Origin of the sequence: Streptomyces sp. NPDC059166, assembly GCF_042755185.1 — a bacterium.
GTDB lineage: Bacteria > Actinomycetota > Actinomycetes > Streptomycetales > Streptomycetaceae > Streptomyces.
The window spans coordinates 51,452-69,536 of sequence record NZ_JBHZCI010000035.1 but is presented as its reverse complement, the minus strand read 5'-3'; the positions used below and the strand labels follow the sequence as shown (position 1 = coordinate 69,536).

14 protein-coding genes, 1 tRNA gene and 2 pseudogenes are annotated in these 18,085 nt (G+C 71.6%); 8 read left to right on the top strand and 9 right to left on the bottom strand.

Annotation, left to right across the window (positions count from 1 at the left end; all coding sequences use genetic code 11):
* Positions 1-201 precede the first annotated feature (201 nt).
* The 5 genes and pseudogenes from ACFXOA_RS24450 (at position 202) to ACFXOA_RS24430 (ending at position 4,491) form a co-directional block, all read left to right on the top strand.
* Entirely contained in the window at positions 202-987 is a 786-nt protein-coding gene (locus ACFXOA_RS24450; protein WP_385032407.1) for a FadR/GntR family transcriptional regulator, read from the top strand.
* 221 nt (positions 988-1,208) lie between these two features.
* Positions 1,209-1,295: pseudogene (locus ACFXOA_RS24445) on the top strand (SGNH/GDSL hydrolase family protein); the annotation flags it as partial.
* 252 nt (positions 1,296-1,547) lie between these two features.
* Positions 1,548-2,315, top strand: a complete 768-nt coding sequence (locus ACFXOA_RS24440) for a (Fe-S)-binding protein (RefSeq protein WP_385032404.1) — start codon at positions 1,548-1,550, stop codon at positions 2,313-2,315.
* Positions 2,312-3,853, top strand: coding sequence for a lactate utilization protein B (locus tag ACFXOA_RS24435; protein ID WP_385032401.1), 1,542 nt, complete (start codon positions 2,312-2,314; stop codon positions 3,851-3,853). The genes ACFXOA_RS24440 and ACFXOA_RS24435 overlap by 4 nt, the downstream gene beginning before the upstream one ends.
* Positions 3,850-4,491: a lactate utilization protein C gene (locus tag ACFXOA_RS24430; protein WP_385032398.1), complete on the top strand. Its 642-nt coding sequence runs from the start codon at positions 3,850-3,852 to the stop codon at positions 4,489-4,491. The genes ACFXOA_RS24435 and ACFXOA_RS24430 overlap by 4 nt, the downstream gene beginning before the upstream one ends.
* Before the next feature lie 221 nt (positions 4,492-4,712).
* Here the strand turns inward: ACFXOA_RS24430 and ACFXOA_RS24425 are convergent, their stop codons facing one another.
* The 6 genes from ACFXOA_RS24425 to ACFXOA_RS24400 form a co-directional block, all read right to left on the bottom strand.
* On the bottom strand, positions 4,713-6,605 hold the full coding sequence (locus ACFXOA_RS24425; protein ID WP_385032395.1) for a DUF2264 domain-containing protein: 1,893 nt from the start codon (positions 6,603-6,605) through the stop codon (positions 4,713-4,715).
* Positions 6,602-7,630, bottom strand: a complete 1,029-nt coding sequence (locus ACFXOA_RS24420) for a hydroxyacid dehydrogenase (protein WP_385032392.1) — start codon at positions 7,628-7,630, stop codon at positions 6,602-6,604. The genes ACFXOA_RS24425 and ACFXOA_RS24420 overlap by 4 nt, the downstream gene beginning before the upstream one ends.
* Before the next feature lie 37 nt (positions 7,631-7,667).
* Positions 7,668-8,543: a carbohydrate ABC transporter permease gene (locus tag ACFXOA_RS24415; protein ID WP_385032389.1), complete on the bottom strand. Its 876-nt coding sequence runs from the start codon at positions 8,541-8,543 to the stop codon at positions 7,668-7,670.
* The gene (locus tag ACFXOA_RS24410) at positions 8,540-9,532 is read right to left on the bottom strand and encodes a carbohydrate ABC transporter permease (protein WP_385032386.1); all 993 of its coding nucleotides are present in this window, start codon (positions 9,530-9,532) and stop codon (positions 8,540-8,542) included. The genes ACFXOA_RS24415 and ACFXOA_RS24410 overlap by 4 nt, the downstream gene beginning before the upstream one ends.
* 50 nt (positions 9,533-9,582) lie before the next feature.
* Entirely contained in the window at positions 9,583-10,950 is a 1,368-nt protein-coding gene (locus tag ACFXOA_RS24405) for an ABC transporter substrate-binding protein (protein ID WP_385032383.1), read from the bottom strand.
* Between the two features lie 102 nt (positions 10,951-11,052).
* A complete protein-coding gene (locus ACFXOA_RS24400; protein WP_385032380.1) occupies positions 11,053-12,174 on the bottom strand; it encodes a substrate-binding domain-containing protein in 1,122 nt (373 codons plus the stop codon).
* A gap of 145 nt (positions 12,175-12,319) precedes the next feature.
* Between ACFXOA_RS24400 and ACFXOA_RS24395 the strand changes: the two genes are divergently transcribed.
* Positions 12,320-13,078 carry a sulfite exporter TauE/SafE family protein gene (locus ACFXOA_RS24395; RefSeq protein WP_385032377.1) on the top strand — a complete coding sequence of 253 codons (759 nt, stop codon included), beginning with the start codon at positions 12,320-12,322 and terminating at the stop codon, positions 13,076-13,078.
* A gap of 113 nt (positions 13,079-13,191) precedes the next feature.
* On the opposite strand, the gene ACFXOA_RS24390 is transcribed toward ACFXOA_RS24395, so the two are convergent.
* The 3 genes and pseudogenes from ACFXOA_RS24390 to ACFXOA_RS24380 form a co-directional block, all read right to left on the bottom strand.
* The gene (locus ACFXOA_RS24390; RefSeq protein ID WP_385032374.1) at positions 13,192-13,626 is read right to left on the bottom strand and encodes a hypothetical protein; all 435 of its coding nucleotides are present in this window, start codon (positions 13,624-13,626) and stop codon (positions 13,192-13,194) included.
* A 60-nt stretch (positions 13,627-13,686) separates the two neighbouring features.
* On the bottom strand, positions 13,687-14,109 hold the full coding sequence (locus ACFXOA_RS24385) for a DUF350 domain-containing protein (RefSeq protein WP_365526731.1): 423 nt from the start codon (positions 14,107-14,109) through the stop codon (positions 13,687-13,689).
* 353 nt (positions 14,110-14,462) lie between these two features.
* Positions 14,463-14,915, bottom strand: a pseudogene (locus ACFXOA_RS24380) (DUF309 domain-containing protein); the annotation flags it as partial.
* Between the two features lie 106 nt (positions 14,916-15,021).
* On the opposite strand from ACFXOA_RS24380, the gene ACFXOA_RS24375 reads away from it, so the two are divergent.
* Both ACFXOA_RS24375 and ACFXOA_RS24370 read left to right on the top strand, forming a co-directional pair.
* Entirely contained in the window at positions 15,022-17,679 is a 2,658-nt protein-coding gene (locus ACFXOA_RS24375; protein WP_385032371.1) for an ATP-binding protein, read from the top strand.
* 50 nt (positions 17,680-17,729) lie between these two features.
* Positions 17,730-17,803, top strand: a tRNA-Pro gene (locus tag ACFXOA_RS24370).
* The last annotated feature ends 282 nt before the right edge of the window (positions 17,804-18,085 follow it).

Here is an 18,085-nt window from a genome sequence, read left to right as displayed (position 1 = left end):
GGGAGCACCGTAAGCGCACCGGGTGAGAATCGTATGAAACGCACAGGGTGGTCGCGGTCACTCCCCGGCCGCCGCGCCCGCCGCATGCCCGAAGTGTCCCGAAGGCTCCGTTCTTCGGTCAAGCCTCGGCTCTTTGGTCCGACCACATGGCCTGTGTGACATAGTCGGCGCATGTGTACCGCCCGGAGCAGGGAGTAGCCGATGCCCGTCGAGTGGCAACCCGTACGGCAGTCCCGCACGCACGAACTGGTGCTCCAGAGCATCGAGGAGCGGGTCTTCGCCGGTGAGCTCAAGGCGGGCGACCGCCTCCCGCCCGAGCGCGAACTCGCGCCGGTCCTGGGCGTCAGCAGGTCGGCGCTCCGCGAGGCACTCAGGGTCCTGGAGACCATCGGCGTCCTGGTGGCCCAGCCAGGCCGTGGCCCGGATTCCGGGGCGCGCATCGTGCGCAACCCCGACGACGCGCTGGGGCGGCTGCTGCGGCTCCACTTCGCGCTCGGCAGCTACAGCCTGCACGACGTGCTCGAGGCGCGGGTCGTGCTCGAGCGCTCGAGCTGGGACGCGGCCGCGCGCCATGCCCGGGCCGAAGACCTCGACGAGGCGGGCGAGCTGGTCCGGCGGATGGCGGAGACGGACGTGGGCGTGGCCGAATTCAACGACCTCGACACCCGCTTCCACGTCCTCATCGCCGGAAGCTCGGGCAACGCGCTCACCTCCACGCTCACCTCCGCGGTACGGGAATCGGTCCGCCCGCTGATCCTGCGCGCGCTCGAGGACACCGAGGACTGGCCTACGACGGCGGCCGCGCTCAACGCGCAGCACGAGCGGCTGCTCCGCCTGGTCCGCGAGGGCCGGGGCGGGGAAGCGGCGGACCTTGTCGAGCTGCACATCCGAGGGCTTCACGGCACCCTGGTCGCCGAGACGGCCGAGACGGCCGAGACGGCCGAGACGGCCGAGACGGCCGAGACCGCCGAGACCGCCGAGAGGTAGTCGGGCCGTCGAACGCGGCGTGCCCTTGCTGACCGGCTACCGGCGTCCCGATCGCCGCTACGCCCCCCGTCATCTGTTTCGCGGTGCTGCAACGGGGCCGCCGGCCTCCGGGTCCGGCATGACTTGCCCCTTGTTGTTCACGATCCGGGGGGTGTCACCGGACCCGGAGGCATCGACACCTCACCGAGCGGTTTCGCGGTGAGACGGGCCTGTCGCCGAGGACCTACGACCACATCCACCAGAACAGCCGCGGCGCCGTCTTTGCCGCAGAGGTCATCGACACCGGGCTGCTGTCCGGGAGCGCGTAGCCGGTTCCGGTGCGGGCCGGCCGGACACCGTCCACCGCACGGAGACGGCATCCGATCCGGGCTGCTGACGTCCGCGCTCCCGAACCGTGCCGCCGGCGGACCGGGTCGGGGGTGCCCACGCGCCCCCCGCCCCCCGCCCCTCGCAACTCGTCCCGCCGTCCGCCTCCGCGCCCGGCGGGAACATCCCGTCGCCACGCTTCCCGATGAGGACCGAGGCTAGTATGGTCGGACCATAAAGATCGAGGAGGTCCCATGCGCATCGGACTCTTCGCCACCTGCCTGGGAGACACGCTCTTCCCGGAGGCGGTGAAATCCACGGCGGTGCTGCTCGCCCGCCTGGGACACGAGGTCGTCTTCCCGCCGGGGCAGACGTGCTGCGGGCAGATGCACGTGAACACCGGTTACCAGCGCGAGCCCGTTCCCCTGGTGCGCAACTTCGCCGAGCAGTTCGGTGACGCCTCGATCGACGCGGTCGTCATGCCCTCCGGCTCGTGCGCCGGATCCGTCCGGCACCAGCACGAGATCGTCGCCGAGCGCTACGGCGATGCCGCGCTGCGTTCCGGAGTCGCGACCGTGAAGGCGAAGACCTACGAACTCTCCGAGCTCCTCGTCGACGTCCTGGGCGTCACCCAGGTCGGCGCCTACTTCCCGCACCGGGTCACCTATCACCCCACCTGCCACTCGCTGCGGATGCTCAAGGTCGGCGACAAGCCACTGCGGCTGCTGCGCGCGGTGGAGGAGATCGATCTGGTCGAACTCCCCGAGGCCGATTCCTGCTGCGGCTTCGGCGGCACGTTCGCCCTCAAGAACGCCGACACCTCCACCGCGATGCTCCAGGACAAGATGCGCCACATCGCCGACACCAAGGCAGATGTGTGCGCTGCCGGGGACTCCTCCTGCCTGATGCACATCGGCGGCGGACTCTCCCGTATCCGGTCCGGTACGCGCACCCTCCACCTCGCCCAGATCCTGGGTTCCACGCGAACCGCGCCCTACTCCCTGATGGAGGCCGCCCGATGAGTACGTTCCTCGGCATGCCGGCCGCCCCGCCCCGTTCCCCGTACGGAACGGGAAATCTGCGCGGCGACCGGAAGTTCCCCGCGGCCGCGCACGACGAGCTCCGCAACGACCAACTGCGCCGCAACCTCGGCCGGGCGACGCGCACCATCCGGTCCAAGCGCCTCAACGTCACGGGCGAGCTGCCGGACTGGGAGGCGCTGCGTGACGCCGGCTCGGCGGTGAAGACCGACACGATGAACCGGCTGCCCGAGCTCCTCGAACAGCTGGAGCGGAAGGTCACGGAGCACGGAGGCACCGTCCACTGGGCGCGCGACGGCGTCGAGGCCAACGAGATCGTCACCCGGCTGATCCGGCAGACCGGCAGCAGCGAGGTCATCAAGGTCAAGTCCATGGCCACCCAGGAGATCGGCCTCAACGAGCATCTCGAAGCGGCGGGCATCACCCCGTACGAGACCGACCTCGCCGAGCTCATCGTCCAGTTGGCGGACGACAAGCCCTCGCACATCCTGGTTCCCGCCATCCACCGCAACCGCGACGAGATCCGGCAGATCTTCCTCGACCACATCCCGGGCGTCGACCCCGACCTCGACAACGTGCCCGCGCATCTCGCGGCAGCCGCCCGCGCCTATCTGCGCGAGAAGTTCATGACGACCAGGGTGGCGGTCTCCGGAGCCAACTTCGGCATCGCGGAGACGGGCACCCTCGCCGTCGTGGAGTCGGAGGGCAACGGCCGGATGTGCCTGACCCTGCCGGACACCCTGATCACCGTGATGGGCATCGAGAAGGTCCTGCCGCGCTATCAGGACCTGGAGATCTTCCTCCAGTTGCTGCCGCGCTCCTCCACCGGCGAGAGGATGAACCCGTACACCTCGATGTGGACGGGAGTGACGCCGGGTGACGGGCCGCAGAACGTCCATCTGATCCTCCTCGACAACGGACGCACCGCCGCCCTGGCGGACACCGTCGGCCGCGAGGCGCTCAACTGCATCCGCTGCTCGGCCTGCCTCAACGTCTGCCCGGTGTACGAACGGGCCGGCGGCCACGCCTACGGATCGACGTATCCGGGCCCGATCGGCGCCGTCCTCACCCCGCAGCTCGCCGGGATGCACGCGGCGAAGGACGACCCCAACAGCTCGCTCCCGTACGCCTCCAGCCTCTGCGGAGCCTGCTTCGACGCCTGCCCGGTGAAGATCGACATCCCCTCGATGCTGGTCGAGCTGCGCCACCAGCACACCGAACGGTCCGGCACGACGGCGGAGAAGCTGGCCATGAAGGCGGCCGCCGGCGTCATGAGGAAGCCGGGACTCTACACGGCGGCACAGAAGGCGGCCGGCCTCGGACGGGCCGTGGGAAGGGACGGACGACTTCCGCGCCTGCCCGCCCCGTTCGACGGCTGGAGCGACAGCCGGGACACCGCCGTCCCGCCGAAGCAGACCTTCCGCGCCTGGCTCGCTTCGGCCGAGGGCGCGGCGGTCATGCGGTCGGCAACCGAGGAGGGCGCCCGTCGTGTCTCCCGGGAAACGGAGGAGGACCAGTGACCACCACCCCCACCGCGCGGGACACGGTGCTCGGCAGAATCCGGGACGCCCTCGCCCTGGCGCCGGGCCCCGTGGCCGCGGTTCCCCGCGCGTACCGGACGGGGCGGACGCTGCCCGACGCCGAACGGCTGGCGCTCCTGACCGACCGGCTGGTCGACTACAAGGCGCAGGTCCACCCCTGCACGAGTGACCGCACCGCCGAGGTGATCGGGGGGATACTCCGGGACCGGGAGGCCCGGCGGATCGGTGTGCCGGACGGACTGGACGAGCAGTGGCTCGGAGGCTACGACGGCGAGGTCCAGCGGGACTCGGCGGACATCCCGGCACCGAGTCTCGGCACCCTCGACGGTGTGGTGACCGGCTCCGCCGTCAGCTGCGCCGAGACCGGCACGATCTTCCTGGACGGATCACCCGACCAGGGCCGGCGGGCACTGTCCCTGGTACCCGACCTGCATGTGTGCGTCGTCGACCTCTCGACCGTCGTGGTCGGCGTCCCCGAGGCGGTGGCCCGGCTCGAACCCCGGCGGCCGACGACGCTCATCAGCGGCCCCTCCGCCACGTCCGACATCGAGCTCGAACGGGTGGAAGGCGTCCACGGGCCACGCGACCTCGTCGTGGTGATCCGGACCGACGCCTGATCCGGAGGGACACCGTCTCCGGCGGGCACCCGCCGGAGACGGCACCGGGCGCCGCCGGGACTGCCCTGAGCGGTCCACGCGGCCGGCGCGCCGGGGGCACACATGCCACCGGTGTGAACGTGCCGGGAACCGGGTTCGCCCGTGCGACGCCCCGAGCACGGCCCGGCCGATCCAGCGCCCGGTGCCCGAGGGCGCGGCGGTGGAAGGGCCGCCGAGCGGAGTCACCGGCCGTGCGTGACCGCCAGCGGCGCGAACGAGACGCGGGTGAGCGCACCGTCCTCGGCCCAGGCGACCTCGGCGGTGTCCCCGTCGACGTTCACCCCGCTCACCGCCGCAGCGAGGGGCCCGGAGGCGGGTTCCGCCGTCAGTGAGGCCAACGCCACCAGCAGCTGCGTCCCCTCCACGTCGGCACCGAGCCGGGGCAGCACCGCCCAACGGGTGTACGCGGTGCCCTGCGGGGCGCGGACCTCCTCCGGCTCCTCCCAGCCGTACAGCCCCTGCAACGAGGAACGCACCGCGCCGCGGGGGTCGGTCGCCCATCCGGTCTGCTCGGCACGGGCACCGGCCGGAGCGCCCAGGACCCGGTGCACCCGGAGTTCGTACCTGCCCCGGACCACGGTCACGCTCTCCACCCGGAGGCCCGGCACGGTCGGAGCGCCCTCGGCGAAGACCGGCACATGCCAGGAGGCGGCCCAGCCCCAGTCCTCCCCGTGCCCCGCTCCCAGCGGGCGGATCCGGACACGGGCGCTGCGCGAGCCGCCGACCGCCACCGACACGTGGTTGTCCGCGGTGTTCCCCGAGGCGGTCGGGCCACTCGCCGTCGAATAGGCGAGGCGGGCGTAGAGCGGATCCGAGACGTCCGCCTTCTCGGCCTCGTGCGGCCGGACATGGTCGCTTCCGTGGTTGTGCAGCCGCACGATGCCGTCCGCCCGGGTCGACTGGACCAGCAGGCCCGGCGCGGGAAGCGACAGCACGCGGTCCGGTCCCTCGCTGGGCGCAGGCTCCTCCGTGTCCGTCCACAGGGGATGCTCCGCCGGGGCCAGCAGCGCGACGAAGGCCTTGGAAGCCCAGTACGGAGACGCGGGCCCGGAGTACATCTGGAGGGTGGCGTCGTGAGGTCCGTGCCAGCCCAGGCTGAGCAGGCCGTCGTCCCCGGCCGCGCCTCGGTCCAGGAAGTAGCGGAGCGAACCGCTGACCAGCCGCCGTGACGCGCCGGGGGACAAGGGGGTGTGCCCGGACACCGCGCCCATACCGACCGCCGCGCCCGCCGCGAAACGGTAGGTGAGGGAGCGTCCGAAGTGCAGCGGGGCGCCGTCCGCCCCGAACATCAGGCCGAAGCTCTCCAGATGTTCCCGCAGCCGGGCCCCATGGTGCGCGGAGAGTTCCGCGTCACCCGACAGATGGGCGTCCAGCACCGGATACAGGTGCAGCGCCCAGCCGTTGTAGTGGTCGAACGCGCGCCCGTCACCGTCGGCGTACCAGCCGTCGCCGCGGTACCAGCCCTCCAGCAGGTCGAGAGCGCGCTGCCGTGCGCGCGCCGTCTCCGAGTCGCCACGGCCCACCGACTCCAGGAACCCCGCCACGGAGAAGGGGAAGAGGTACCAGTTGTTGGGTGCCGGAGTGTGCCGCAGCGCACCCCGCAGCCACTCCTCCGCCCGGTCCTGGGCCGCCGCGTCGAGCCGGTCCCACAGCCATGGGCGTGTCAGCCGCAGCCCGATCGCCACCGAGGCCGACTCCACCATCGGCTGGCCGAACACGGTGTGGTCCTGGATCAGCGGCCACGACTCGGTGTCGTCCCGCCCGGCCGTCCGGGTACCGGCGCTCAGCCCGTCGGCATACCGCTCCAGCCAGTTGTGCGGGTCCTTGCCCCCGGCGCCCGCGACCCGGAAGGCGGCCGTCAGGAACGTCCGGGCGTAGCCCTCCAGCCCGTCGGAGCGCACACCGGAGCCGGAGGGGCGGCCGGGCAGGTCGAGCAGGGCACGGCCGGGGGTGGACCACTTCCAGGCGGCGCCCAGCAGACCGTCCGCCACCGCCTCCCAGTGGGCGCGGGTCCAGCCGGTGTACGGGCTCGTGACGCGGTCCTCGGGCGGAAGGTCCAGGGGGAAGGAGGTCATGCGAGGAATGCCAGCCTTTCGCGTCGTACGGGATGGGCGAAGCCGTCGCCCGCGGCCCAGCGTGCGATCTCACCGGCGGCGAGATCGGTCAGCCGGCGCAGTTCGTTGCCCTGGGAACCCGCGAGATGCGGTGTGATGAGCGCGTTCCCGCAGTCCCACAGGGGGTGTCCGGGCGGGAGAGGGTCGGGATCGGTGACATCGAGCACCGCCCGGATCCGGCCCGTCCGCAGGACGTCGGTGAGGGCGTCCTGGTCGACGACCGCACCGCGGGAGGTGTTGATGAGCACGGCGTCGGCCCGCATCGAGGCCAGCAGCTCACGGCTGACCAGCCCGGTGGTGGCCGGCAGCAGCGGGGTGTGCACACTGACGACGTCACTCTGCTCGAAGAGGCCGCTCAGTGTCACCGGCCGCACGCCCAGCGCCTCGGCCTCCTCGTCCGTGACGTACGGATCGTGGAGCAGGACCCGCAGATCGTACGGGCGCAGGAGTTCGATCACCCGGCGGCCGATCAGCGAGGCCGACAGGATGCCGACCGTGCGACGGTAGTTGCCGACGTCCGGGGGCTGCGCGAGCCAGTCGTCGCGCAGCCGGACCGAACGGAACGCTCCCGCCCGCTCCAGGACCCGCTTGCCGGAGAGCAGGATCATCGCCAGGGTGTACTCCGCGACCGGCAGGGCGTTGGCCGCCGCGGCCGAGGACACCTCGACGCCCCGCTCCCAGCAGGCATCGGTGACATGGCCGCGTACGGAACCGGCCGTGTGCACGATCGCGCGCAGCGCCGGGGCCGAGGCCAGCACCTCCGCGTCGACGGGCGGGCACCCCCAGCCGGTCACCAGGAGCTCCGTGTCCGCGAGCACGGCACGGGCCCGATCCGTCGTGAAGTCGCCGATGGCCGGCAGCGGAGCGAGGTCGCACACCCCTGCCAGTGCGGCGAGCGAGTCGGGGGTGAGCACCGCGGCTGCGGCGTCGGCCCCCATGGCGAGTGCGGCGCGCGGCCGGCACGGTTCGGGGGGAGTGCTGGACATGTTTCTCCTGTGCGGTCGTACGGGCACGGCGGCGGTACTACTTGACGGATCCCGCCGTCAGCCCCGACCGCCAGAACCGCTGGAGCAGGGCGAAGGCGAGGACCAGGGGCACCACTGCGAGCAGCGAGCCCATGATGACGGCGGGGTAGTACTCGGGGGACACGGACGCGGCGCTGTTCCAGGTGTACAGGCCGAGGCTCACCGGATAGAGGTCCTGGTCGGAGAGCATCACCATGGGCAGGAAGAAGTTGTTCCAGATCGCGGTGAGCTGGAAGAGGAAGACGGTGACCAGCCCCGGACCCAGCATGCGCAGGGCCACCTTGAAGTAGGCCGCGAGCTCGCCCGCGCCGTCCATGCGCGCGGCCTCCAGCACCTCGTCGGGCACATAGCCCTGACTGAAGATGCGGCCGAGGTAGACCCCGAACGGGTTGAACAGGACGGGGATGAACACCGCCCAGAAGGTGTTCACCAGCCCCGCGCCTGACGCCATCAGGTAGAGCGGCAGGGCGAGCACGGTCTGCGGGACCATCACCGCCGCCAGCACCAGCCCGAACAGCTTCTCCTTGTGGGCGAAGCGGTACTTGTCGAAGGCGTAGCCGCAGGCGACGCTGACCAGCGCGCCGAGCGCCGCGCCCAGCACGGCGTACAGCAGGCTGTTCCCGTACCAGCGGCCGTAGAGACCGCCGTCCATCGCGAACAGGTCCTTCACGTTCTGGACGAAGGAGAAGTCGCCCAGCGACAGGATGTTGCTGCTGAACAACGCGTCCCGGTTCTTGGTGGCGGCCAGGACCAGCCACAGCACCGGGAGCAGGGTGTACAGCACCGACACGAACACCACGACGTTGACGACGGAGCGCCCGAGCAGACGGGGGCGCAGGGGTGCGGCGATGCGGGACGCGGTCGACGCGCTCATCGGGCGTCCTCCTCTGCGGCGGAACGGTTGGTCCAGCGGGTGACGCCGTAGGAGAGTGCGATCGTGCACAGCAGCAGGATGACCGAGGACGCGGCCGCGAGCCCGTAGTTGTTGCGGGTGAAGGCGGCGTCGTAGATGTACATGCTGGGCGAGAAGCGCGAGTTGATCATCGGGGTCGACTGGCTGAGCAGCATCGGCTCGGTGAAGAGCTGCAACGCGAAGATCAGGGTGAACATCGCGACCATGACGATGGAGGAGCGCACCAGCGGGGTCTTGACCTGGAGAGCCGTGCGGACGGCGCCCGCACCGTCGACGACCGACGCCTCGATCACCTCGCGGGGGACCGCCTGCAGGGCGGCGTAGAACACCACCATGTTGTAGCCGAGGTTGCTCCACAGCGCGATGTTCACGATGGACGGGAGCACCATGTGCACCCCGAGGAAGTCGACCGTGACATCGGCCTCGGCGAGCAGGTCGATCACCGGACTGATACCGGGGGTGTAGAGGTACAGCCAGATGAGGGCGGCGATGATGCCGGGAACCGCGTGCGGCAGGAACAGCGCGAGCTGCACGGTGCCCCGCATGCGGGTCACGCCGGAATCCAGCAGCAGGGCCAGCGCGAGCGCGCCGATCACCATCAACGGGATGTAGACCAGGCAGTACAGCGCGACGACGCCGAGACCGGCGAGGAACGTCGGATCCGCCAGTACAGCGGTGTAGTTGCGGAATCCGGCGAAGACCGTCCGCTCGGGGCCGAAGCCGAGTCCGGGCTGGTCGTCGCTGAAGAAGCTCAGATAGACGGCTGTGGCGACCGGGATCAGGAAGACGGTCACCAGAAGGACGAAGAACGGTGTCATCAGGGCGCCGCAGGCGCCGAGTTGACGACGCCGCGCGGACCGGCGGGCCGTGGGCGCGGGCGCGGCGGCGGCCGGGTTCTTCGGTGACGGACGGGTGAGGGCGTCCGCGGCCACGGGTGTTGTGCTGGTCATGGGGTGTCACCTGCCTCTCTGCTGCTGGGTACGGGGGATCGGGCCACCGGTCAGGTGGAGCGCTGCGTGGTGGAGAGTCCGAGCGCCTTGAGGTCCGGCATGGTGCCCTCCTGCGCGGCGCGGACCGCGTCGAGGATCGAGCCCTGGCCCCCGCTCGCCCGCGCCAGCCCGTCCTTCATGATCTTCCCGGTGGCCGTCATACGCGGCCCCCACACCCAGCCGGGCCGGATCTTCCGCGCCTCGCGCTCGAAGAGGGAGTAGATGTCCTGACCGCCGTAGTAGGCACGGTCGAAGGCCTCCCGGCCGATGGCCACCAGCCCCGGCGCGGCCGGGTACTGGCTGCTGGCGCCGCTGGAGAGACGGGCGCGCAGGGCGTCGGGATGCGACACCTGCCACTCGATGAACTCCATGGCGGCCTCGGGGTGGGTGCTGTCCTTGGTGACCGCGAAGGTCGACCCGCCATGGGTCCCGACAGCCGGATCGGCGGGATCCCACTGAGGGATCGGTGCCAGTGCCCACTGCCCCTTCTGCGCGGGACGGGCCTTCATCTGGGCCCCCGCGTCCCACGCGCCGCTGAGCCGGCTGAGTACCAGGCCCTGGGCGATCTGCACATCGCTCTGCCTGCTCTCCACCGGATTCATGAACACCAGGTTCTGGTCGGTGAGCCGCTGCCAGAATGCGGCGACCCGCCGGGTCGGAGCATCGGCCAGCGAGAGGTTCCAGGCGCCGCCGGAGGTGTCGAACCACTGGGCACCCGCCTGCCAGGCGAACGCGGCGAGCTGGGTGTCGCCGTCCGTCGGGAAGAGCGCCAGACGGCGCTCACCGCCCTTGCGGCGTACGGTTCTCGCCGCCTCCTCGAACTCCTCCCAGGTGCGCGGCGCGGTCAGCCCGTACCGCTCGAAGAGGTCGGTGCGGTAGTGCATCACCATCGGCTCGATGTCGAGCGGGACGCTGAACACCCGCTTCTCGAAGGTGGTCAGGCCGAGGGCCTGCGGTAGCAGCCTCGCCCGCAGCCGGTCACTGACCAGGTCCGAGACGTCGCGGCACACACCGTCGATGGCGAACCCGGGCACCTGCGGATATTCGATGGTCGCGACGTCCGGGGCGTTGCCGGCCCGCGCCGCGTTGCTGAGCTTGGCGTACCCGCCCTGCCCGCCCGAGGGGATCTGCTGGAAATCGACCTCGATGGTGTCGTGGCCGCGGTTGAACGCCTCCACGACTTCCTGACTGCCCCGCAGCGCGGACCAGAAGGTGATCCGCGTCTTCCTGCCGGTCCTGCTGCTGACTGACTTCCCGGTACTGCTCGTACCGCCCGACCGTGTGTCCCCGCCCCCGCCCCCGCAGGCGCTCAGAGCGCCCGTCAGGGGAAGTGCGGCGATCGTGGCGAGCACGGATCGACGGCTCTGTCGACCAGGCATGTGCGCCTCCCGCGGCTCCTGATTCGAGACACCGGGAATACTGATCGGCTGAGCGAACGCGGTCAATAGATCGATCAAAAGAAGCTTGAAGTAGTCAATCGATCAGCCTGTGGAGCGCGGCACCTCCCTGGTCGATCCGCGCACCACGAGGTGGGGGAGAAGCTCGGTACGGCGTACCGGGCCCCCGTCCGACGGATGAGCCAGCCGGTGCAGCAGGAGTTCGGCCGCGGCCCGTCCGATCTCGGCCCTCGGCGGGGCGACCGCGGTCAGGGAGATGCTGCCCATGGCTGCGACGACATCGTCGTACGCCACCACCGAACAGTCCCGCGGGACCAGGATTCCCCGCTCGGCCATCCGCTGGACCAGCATCAGTGCGTCCTCGTCGCCGTGCAGGACGGCACCGGTCACCCGGCGTTCGCGCAGCAGGGACGGCAGATCGGGCGCCGCCTCCGACGTGCCCGGCTCCCCGGGGCCCGCGTTCGGGGAGCTGAGCACCACCGACCACTCCTCCACCTCCGGCCGGGAAGCCGCGATCTCGGCGAAGGCGGCCCGGATGGAGCGGGCCGTGGGGCTGTCGTTCCTGGCCGCCATCACCAGCCGGCGGTGGCCCAGTGAGATCAGGTGGTCCACGGCCAGATGGATCCCGTACCAGTGGTCGGAGCACACCGTGTCCAGCGCGTGCAGGGCGCTGCCGGGCCGGGGCCGCCGCTCCATCAGTACGGTCGGCACCTCCAGTCCGCCGAGCCAGCCGTGGTCGGCCTCCTCGCCCGCGGCGCTGCGCCACCGGGGCGCGATGAGCAGACCACGCGCGCCACCGGCCAGCGCCCGCTCCACCTGGGGCCGTTCGGCCCCGGCGGCCTGGGGCGCGATGTGCAGCGCGATCCTGGCCCCCGCCTCCTCCAGGGCGGTCCGGGCGCCGTGCAGCGTCTCGTGCAGGTAGGAATGCCGCTCCGGGACGACGAGGGCGACCGTCGCTCCCTCACCCGCCTCGCCGGACGGCCCGCCGCCGCGCGCGGCCGGCGTGGACGGTTCGGCCTCCCCCATCGGCCGGACCACGCCGTGCGCCCGCCGGAGCATCCCCGTCCGGGCCAGCTCCTCCACGTCCCGCCGGAGCGTGACCGCGGAGACGTCCAGCTCCGAGGCGAGCGAGCTCACCTTGACCGCCCCCCGTGCGTGCACCACCGCGAGGATGCGCTTTCGCCTCAGCTCGACCGGCTCCCGCATGCTGGCTCCCTTGCCCACTGCCGTGCGATGTTCGTTTGAACGTTTTCGTGAACGATCGCAGCATAGCGAGAGGGCCGTGAGCCAGGAGGTCAAAGGGTGGACGATGATCCGTAAAGAGGAAGATGCGTCTACCATCTGACCCGCGATGGACACCCTCACACTCTGGCAAATTGCCCTTCTCGCCGCGGCGGCCGCCCTGGTCGGCTTCTCCAAGACCGCTGTCAGCGGCGCCAACACGATCAGCCTCGCGGTGTTCGCGGCGGTACTGCCGGCCCGCGAATCGACCGGGGTGCTGCTGCCGATCCTGATCGCGGGAGATCTCCTCGCCGTACTCGTCTACCGGCGCCACGCCCACTGGCCCACCCTGCTGCGGCTGTTCCCCGCCGTGGCCGTGGGTGTGGTGGCGGGCACCTTCTTCATGATGTGGGCCGACGACGAGGCGGTGCGTACCTCCATCGGCGCGATCCTGCTCTTCATGGCCGGTGTCACCGTCTGGCGCCGACGCGGTGGACCCGAACCGTCGCCGGAGGGCGACGGGCCGTCGCGCGGCGGCCGCCTCAAGGCCCGCTCCTACGGTGCGCTGGGCGGGTTCACCACCATGGTCGCGAACGCCGGCGGTCCCGTGATGTCGCTCTACCTGCTGTCCGCGGGGTTCAGGAAACTCGGCTTCCTGGGCACGTCCGCCTGGTTCTTCCTGATCGTCAACACGTCGAAGGTCCCCTTCAGCGTGGGACTCGGCCTCATCGACACGCACTCCCTCCTGCTGGACGCCACCCTCGTGCTGTTCGTCCTCCCCGGGGCGTACCTCGGCCGCGCGTGCGTGGGCCGGATCAACCAGAAGCTCTTCGACCGGATCGTGATCGGCGCCACCGTCCTGGGCGGCCTCCAGCTGCTGCTGCGCTGAACCGTCCCGCTGAACCGCCCCCTGGAGAGGCGACCGGACGCGACGCCCCTCGGAGATCTCCGCCTCTCACGGGCGTTGCCGTACGGCGACGGGGCGCCGTACAGGAACCGTGATCAGGGGATCAGCAGCCAGTCGGCGCCCACGGCCGCGACCAGGCCGACCGCCAGCAGCCAACTGCCCAGTCTGGTCCTGCCGTTCCTGCTGAGCTCGATGACCACGCCGCACAGGATGAGCGCCAGCCCGTACACCCCGACGACGAGGACCGAGGAACGGCTCGCGATCCTCAGGGCGAGCACGACGGCCATGACCGCCATGCCGACCGAGGAGAGGGCGATCCGCAGTCGGCGTGCCTGACGCGGTGTCAGTTTGCGTCCCGGGCCGTCGGCCGCGGTCGCCGCGTCCGGGCCGTCGGCCGCGGCTATGCCCTCGGGGCCGGCCTCCTGCTCCCCGTCCGGCGCCGGGCCGAGGTCCCGCGCGGGCCCGCCGGCCCCGGACGTGTCCTGCCGGCGTTCCGACTTCTGGTCGTGGTCCTGGTCCGAGATGCTCATGAGGCCGGATCGTAACCGCTCGGCACCATGGTGTTCGCCCCGCTGTGCGAACACCGGCTGTCAGGCGATGGAGGCCGACACGATGGCGGAGACCGCCAGGTTGCACGCCGCGGTCACCCATACCGCGGGGTGCGGTTCACGCTCCACCAGCGTGGCCCCCAGCTTTCCCGGAGTCACCAGGTCCACGACGAGGAAGGCCACCGCCATCATGACCAGGCCCAGCAGCCCGAAGGCGGCGGTGGAGGCGAGCCCCTTGCCGAAGTCCTCGTACGTCGTCCAGATCGAGGTGAACACGATGCCGCCGATGCCCAGCAGGGCCGAACTCAGCAGAAGCGCCGCGTTGCGGTTGCGCTCCTCCCATATCTGACGGCCGAGTTTGCCCGGAGTCAGGGCGTCGATCAGAAATATGCCGAGTACGAGCAGTACGACGCCGAGGGCTCCGTATGCGGTGGCACGGCCGAGGCCGTTGATGATGTCGGTCATCGGGGCGTCCGTCTCCTGAGCGAGTGGTCGAGGAATGGCACGTGAACCTGAACCGCGTGATCAACACGCAGTCAAGAAGCAGCAAAACCTACCGCACGTGCGTGCGTGTCAAATCGACCGGTCCCTCATCTCAACCGGGGGGCCTCCGCCGCCGCATCGACGACCCGCGCGTCCCCGGAGGTCCGGCGCCGGCCGTCCGCGGAAGAGCTGTCGTCCGGCGAAGCCCCTTCGTGCGGGGACCGTCCGTCCTGGAGGGAGTGCCCGTCGTGGAGGGATCGCCCGTCTTCGGGGGAGCGTTCGTCGTGCGGTGGGCGCCCGTCGTGCGGTGAAGGCCCGTCCTCAGCGGTGCCCCCGGACGTCTCCGCGGCCCGGCCCGGATCCACCCGGTCCGCCAGTTCGCCCGCCCAGCCGATCAGCCCGTCCACGCCGAGCCCGTACGGCGCACGCTCCCGGAACGGCGCGAGAGACGTGGCGCCGCGCCTCAGCAGCCGCGCCCCACCGACCGTGTTGCCGCGCGCGGCATGGGTCAGGCCCACCGCCAACTGTGCCAGCCCGCGCCAGAGTTCACGCTCATCCTCCGGCCCCGACTTCCAGGCGTCCTCGAAGACCTCATGGGCGTGGAAGGGCATTCCCGCGTCCAGCAGCCGCTGAGCCTCCCACACCGTCTCGTCGGGGGAGCGGACCACGCCTTCGGGCTGTCGCCGCACCCCCGGAGTCCCGTACGGCAGGGGGCGCCCCAGCCCGTCCCGGGGGCGCGCGTTGCGCGCCCGCCCTTCCTCGTCGCGGTCCCTGCGATATGCGTCCACTCGTCGATTGTGCCTCGCACCTGCGAGGAAACCTGCGAACCCTGTCCGCGAACCCCCGCGCGCGACTAGGCTCGGAACTCTCCGCAACCACCCTGGAAGGGGAGGCATGAAGCCGTCTCGGCCGTTGTACGAGCGCGAACCGGAACTCGCCGCAGCCGCACAGGCGGTGGACGCCCTCTGCGGCGGTCAGTCGGTCGGCGGACTGCTGGTGTTCAGCGGGGAGGCGGGCATCGGCAAGACCGCCCTGCTCGGCGAGATCCAGGCCATGGCCGCCGACCGCTGCACCGTCTGGTCCGCGCGCGGCGGCGAGACGGTCACGTCGGTGCCCTTCCATGTCGTACGCCAACTGCTCCAGCCCGCACTGGACCGGTTCCCCGAGGACGAGATCCGTGCCCTGTTCGGCGACTGGTTCGAGATCGCCGCGCCCGCCCTGGGCCTCGCGCACCCCAGTGGCCCGCAGCCCGACCCGCAAGGAGTCAGGGACGGCCTCGATCACGTCGTCGCCCGGCTCGCCTCCCGTCTCAGCCACCGCCCGCTGCTGCTGATCGTGGACGACGCGCACTGGGCGGACGGCGAATCCCTCGCCTGGCTCGCCGGGTTCACCGCCCGCCTCTCCGAACTGCCCGTGCTGGTGGTCCAGGCGCACCGCCCGCAGGAGTTCTCCGAGCGCGACGCGGACTGGGCACCGGCCGACACCCCGAAGGAAGGCGGCACCGCGTCGCACCCGTCCCTGACGCGGGTGGCGCTGCGTGCCCTGACCCCCGAAGCCACGGCCGAGCTGGTACGCGCGGGCCTGGGGGAGCACGCGGACGACCCGTTCTGCCGCGAGGTCTGGGCCGTCACCGGGGGCAACCCCTACGAGGCGGTCGAACTGGTCGCGAAGGCACAGGACCGCGAACTGGCACCGATCGAGGAATCCGCCGGTCTCCTGCGGGAGCTCGGCGCCTCGGCCAGGGGCAGCGGTCTCGTGGCCCGCCTCGAGCGGCTGGGCACCAACGCCAACCGCTTCGCATGGGCGGCAGCCGTCCTCGGCACCGAGATCTCCCAGGACCTCGCGGCCCGCCTGGCCGGCATGAGCTCCGCCGAGGCGGCCGACTGCACGGCGCGGCTGAGGGACGCCCGCATCGTCACCGGCTTCGACCCGCTCGAGTTCGTCCACCCGCTCATCGCCAGCGCCGTCTACCGCTCCATCCCGCCGGCCACCCGGACCGCCATGCACGGGCGGGCCGCCTGGGCCATCACCCAGGCGGGCCTCGGTGCCGCGGCGGCCTCCCGCCACCTCCTCGAGGTCCACCCCGACGACGACCAGGAACTCGTCGCCCAGCTCAGGGAAGCGGCCCGTCAGCACCTCGCCGTCGGAGCCCCGGAGGCCGCCCGACGCTGTCTCGAACGCGCCCTGGAGGAACCCCCGCGCCCCGACGACCGGGCGGCTCTGCTGTACGAACTCGGCTGCGCCACCCTGCTCTCGTCCCCGGCCACCACGGTCCAGCACCTGCGCGCCGCCCTCGACACCCCGGGGCTGGACGGTGCCATGCGGGTCGACGCCACCTTCCGGCTCGCCTCCGCCCTGTCCCACAACAACCAGCTCAAGGAAGCGGCGCTCTCCCTGGCGGCCGAGGCGTCCCGCACCGCGCCCGGCCCCGGTCTGATGCGGCTCCAGGCAGCGCACTTCCTCTGGGAGGGCATGCAGGCGACGGAGGACGACGGACCCGGCCGGTCCGCCAGGCTGGCCCGCAACGCCGACCACCTCAAGGGCCGTGACAACGCCGAGCGCGCCCTGCTCACCCTGCGGGCGTTCGACGCCATGCTCCGGGGCGAGAACGCCCAACTCGTCGTGGACCTCTGCGAACGCGCGCTCGTCGACGGGCGGCCCGCCCGCGGACTGGGCTGGACGGACACGGAATGGGGCTTCGAACTCCCCACGATGGTCGGCATCACCTACGCGTTCACCGACCAGCCCGACCGTGCGGAGGCTCTCTTCGGTGAGGCCGTGCGCGCCTTCGAGATCTCCGGCTGGAGCGGTGCGCACCTCGCGTTCGCGCACACCCTCCTGGGCCTCGTCCACCGCCGCCGAGGCCGTCTCGCGGAAGCCGAGGGCTTCCTTCGCGAGGGTCTGCGCCGTGCCGACCGGGCGGGAAGCGGCCTGCCCGTCCACTGGGACGCGGCATGCCTCCTCATCGACACCCTGCTCGCCCGGGGCCGGACGGCCGAGGCGCGACTGGTGGCCGACCGCTACGACTTCGGCCCTCCCTACCCCAGCGCCATGGTCCTGCCCGACGCGCCCTGCGTACGAGGCCGGTTGCTGCTGGCGGAAGGACGTACCGAGGAGGCCGTCGCCGAGCTCGAGGCGGCAGGGGCGGCGCTGGAGCCGCGTGGCCGGTTCAACGGTGTCTGGGCCCCCTGGGCGGGCGACCTCGCCCGCGCTCTGGCTGACACCGATCCGGCTCGCGCCGCGCAGCTGGCCGCCCGGGCCAGGGTCCACGCCGAACGCTTCGGCACGGACACGGCGATCGGAGAGGCCCTGCGCTGCATGGCCCTCTTCGCTCCGAAGGAGGAGGCCGAGCTGCTGCTGGCGGATTCCGTCCGCCACCTCGAGGCGTCCTCGTCCGCGTACGAGCACGCCCTGGCCCGCTTCGAGTACGGCGTCGCCATCAGCTCCCGGAGAGAGCTCGCCCGCGCCCAGAAGCTGGCCACCGCCTGCGGCGCGGAAGGGCTCGCCACCCGCGCCCAGCAGGTACGCGCGTCGATCCGGTCCCCGGAGTGAGGTAATGTTTGTCCTGCGAGGCCGACCGGGAGCACCGGGCGGAAGCGCATCGGGACGTGGCGCAGCTTGGTAGCGCACTTGACTGGGGGTCAAGGGGTCGCAGGTTCAAATCCTGTCGTCCCGACTGGAGACAGTCGCAGATCAGGGCCGGTATCGGAGAAATCCGAAGCCGGCCCTGAGCCGTTTCCGGGGACCAGCCGGGGACCAAGCCTTCTTGACCGGTCCCGAGGACGGACCCCCACCCGTCCTCCGCGCGCCAGAGGGATCGCCGCGGGCGGGAGGCGGGAGCAGACGCGAGCGTCGGGGACGAGGGCGGCGGCCCGGAGCCGCGAAGCAGAGCGCCCGGCGAACCGCCCTGCCCGCCCTTGATCGCCGCCGACCCAGGGCACCGTTACGCCGAGACCGT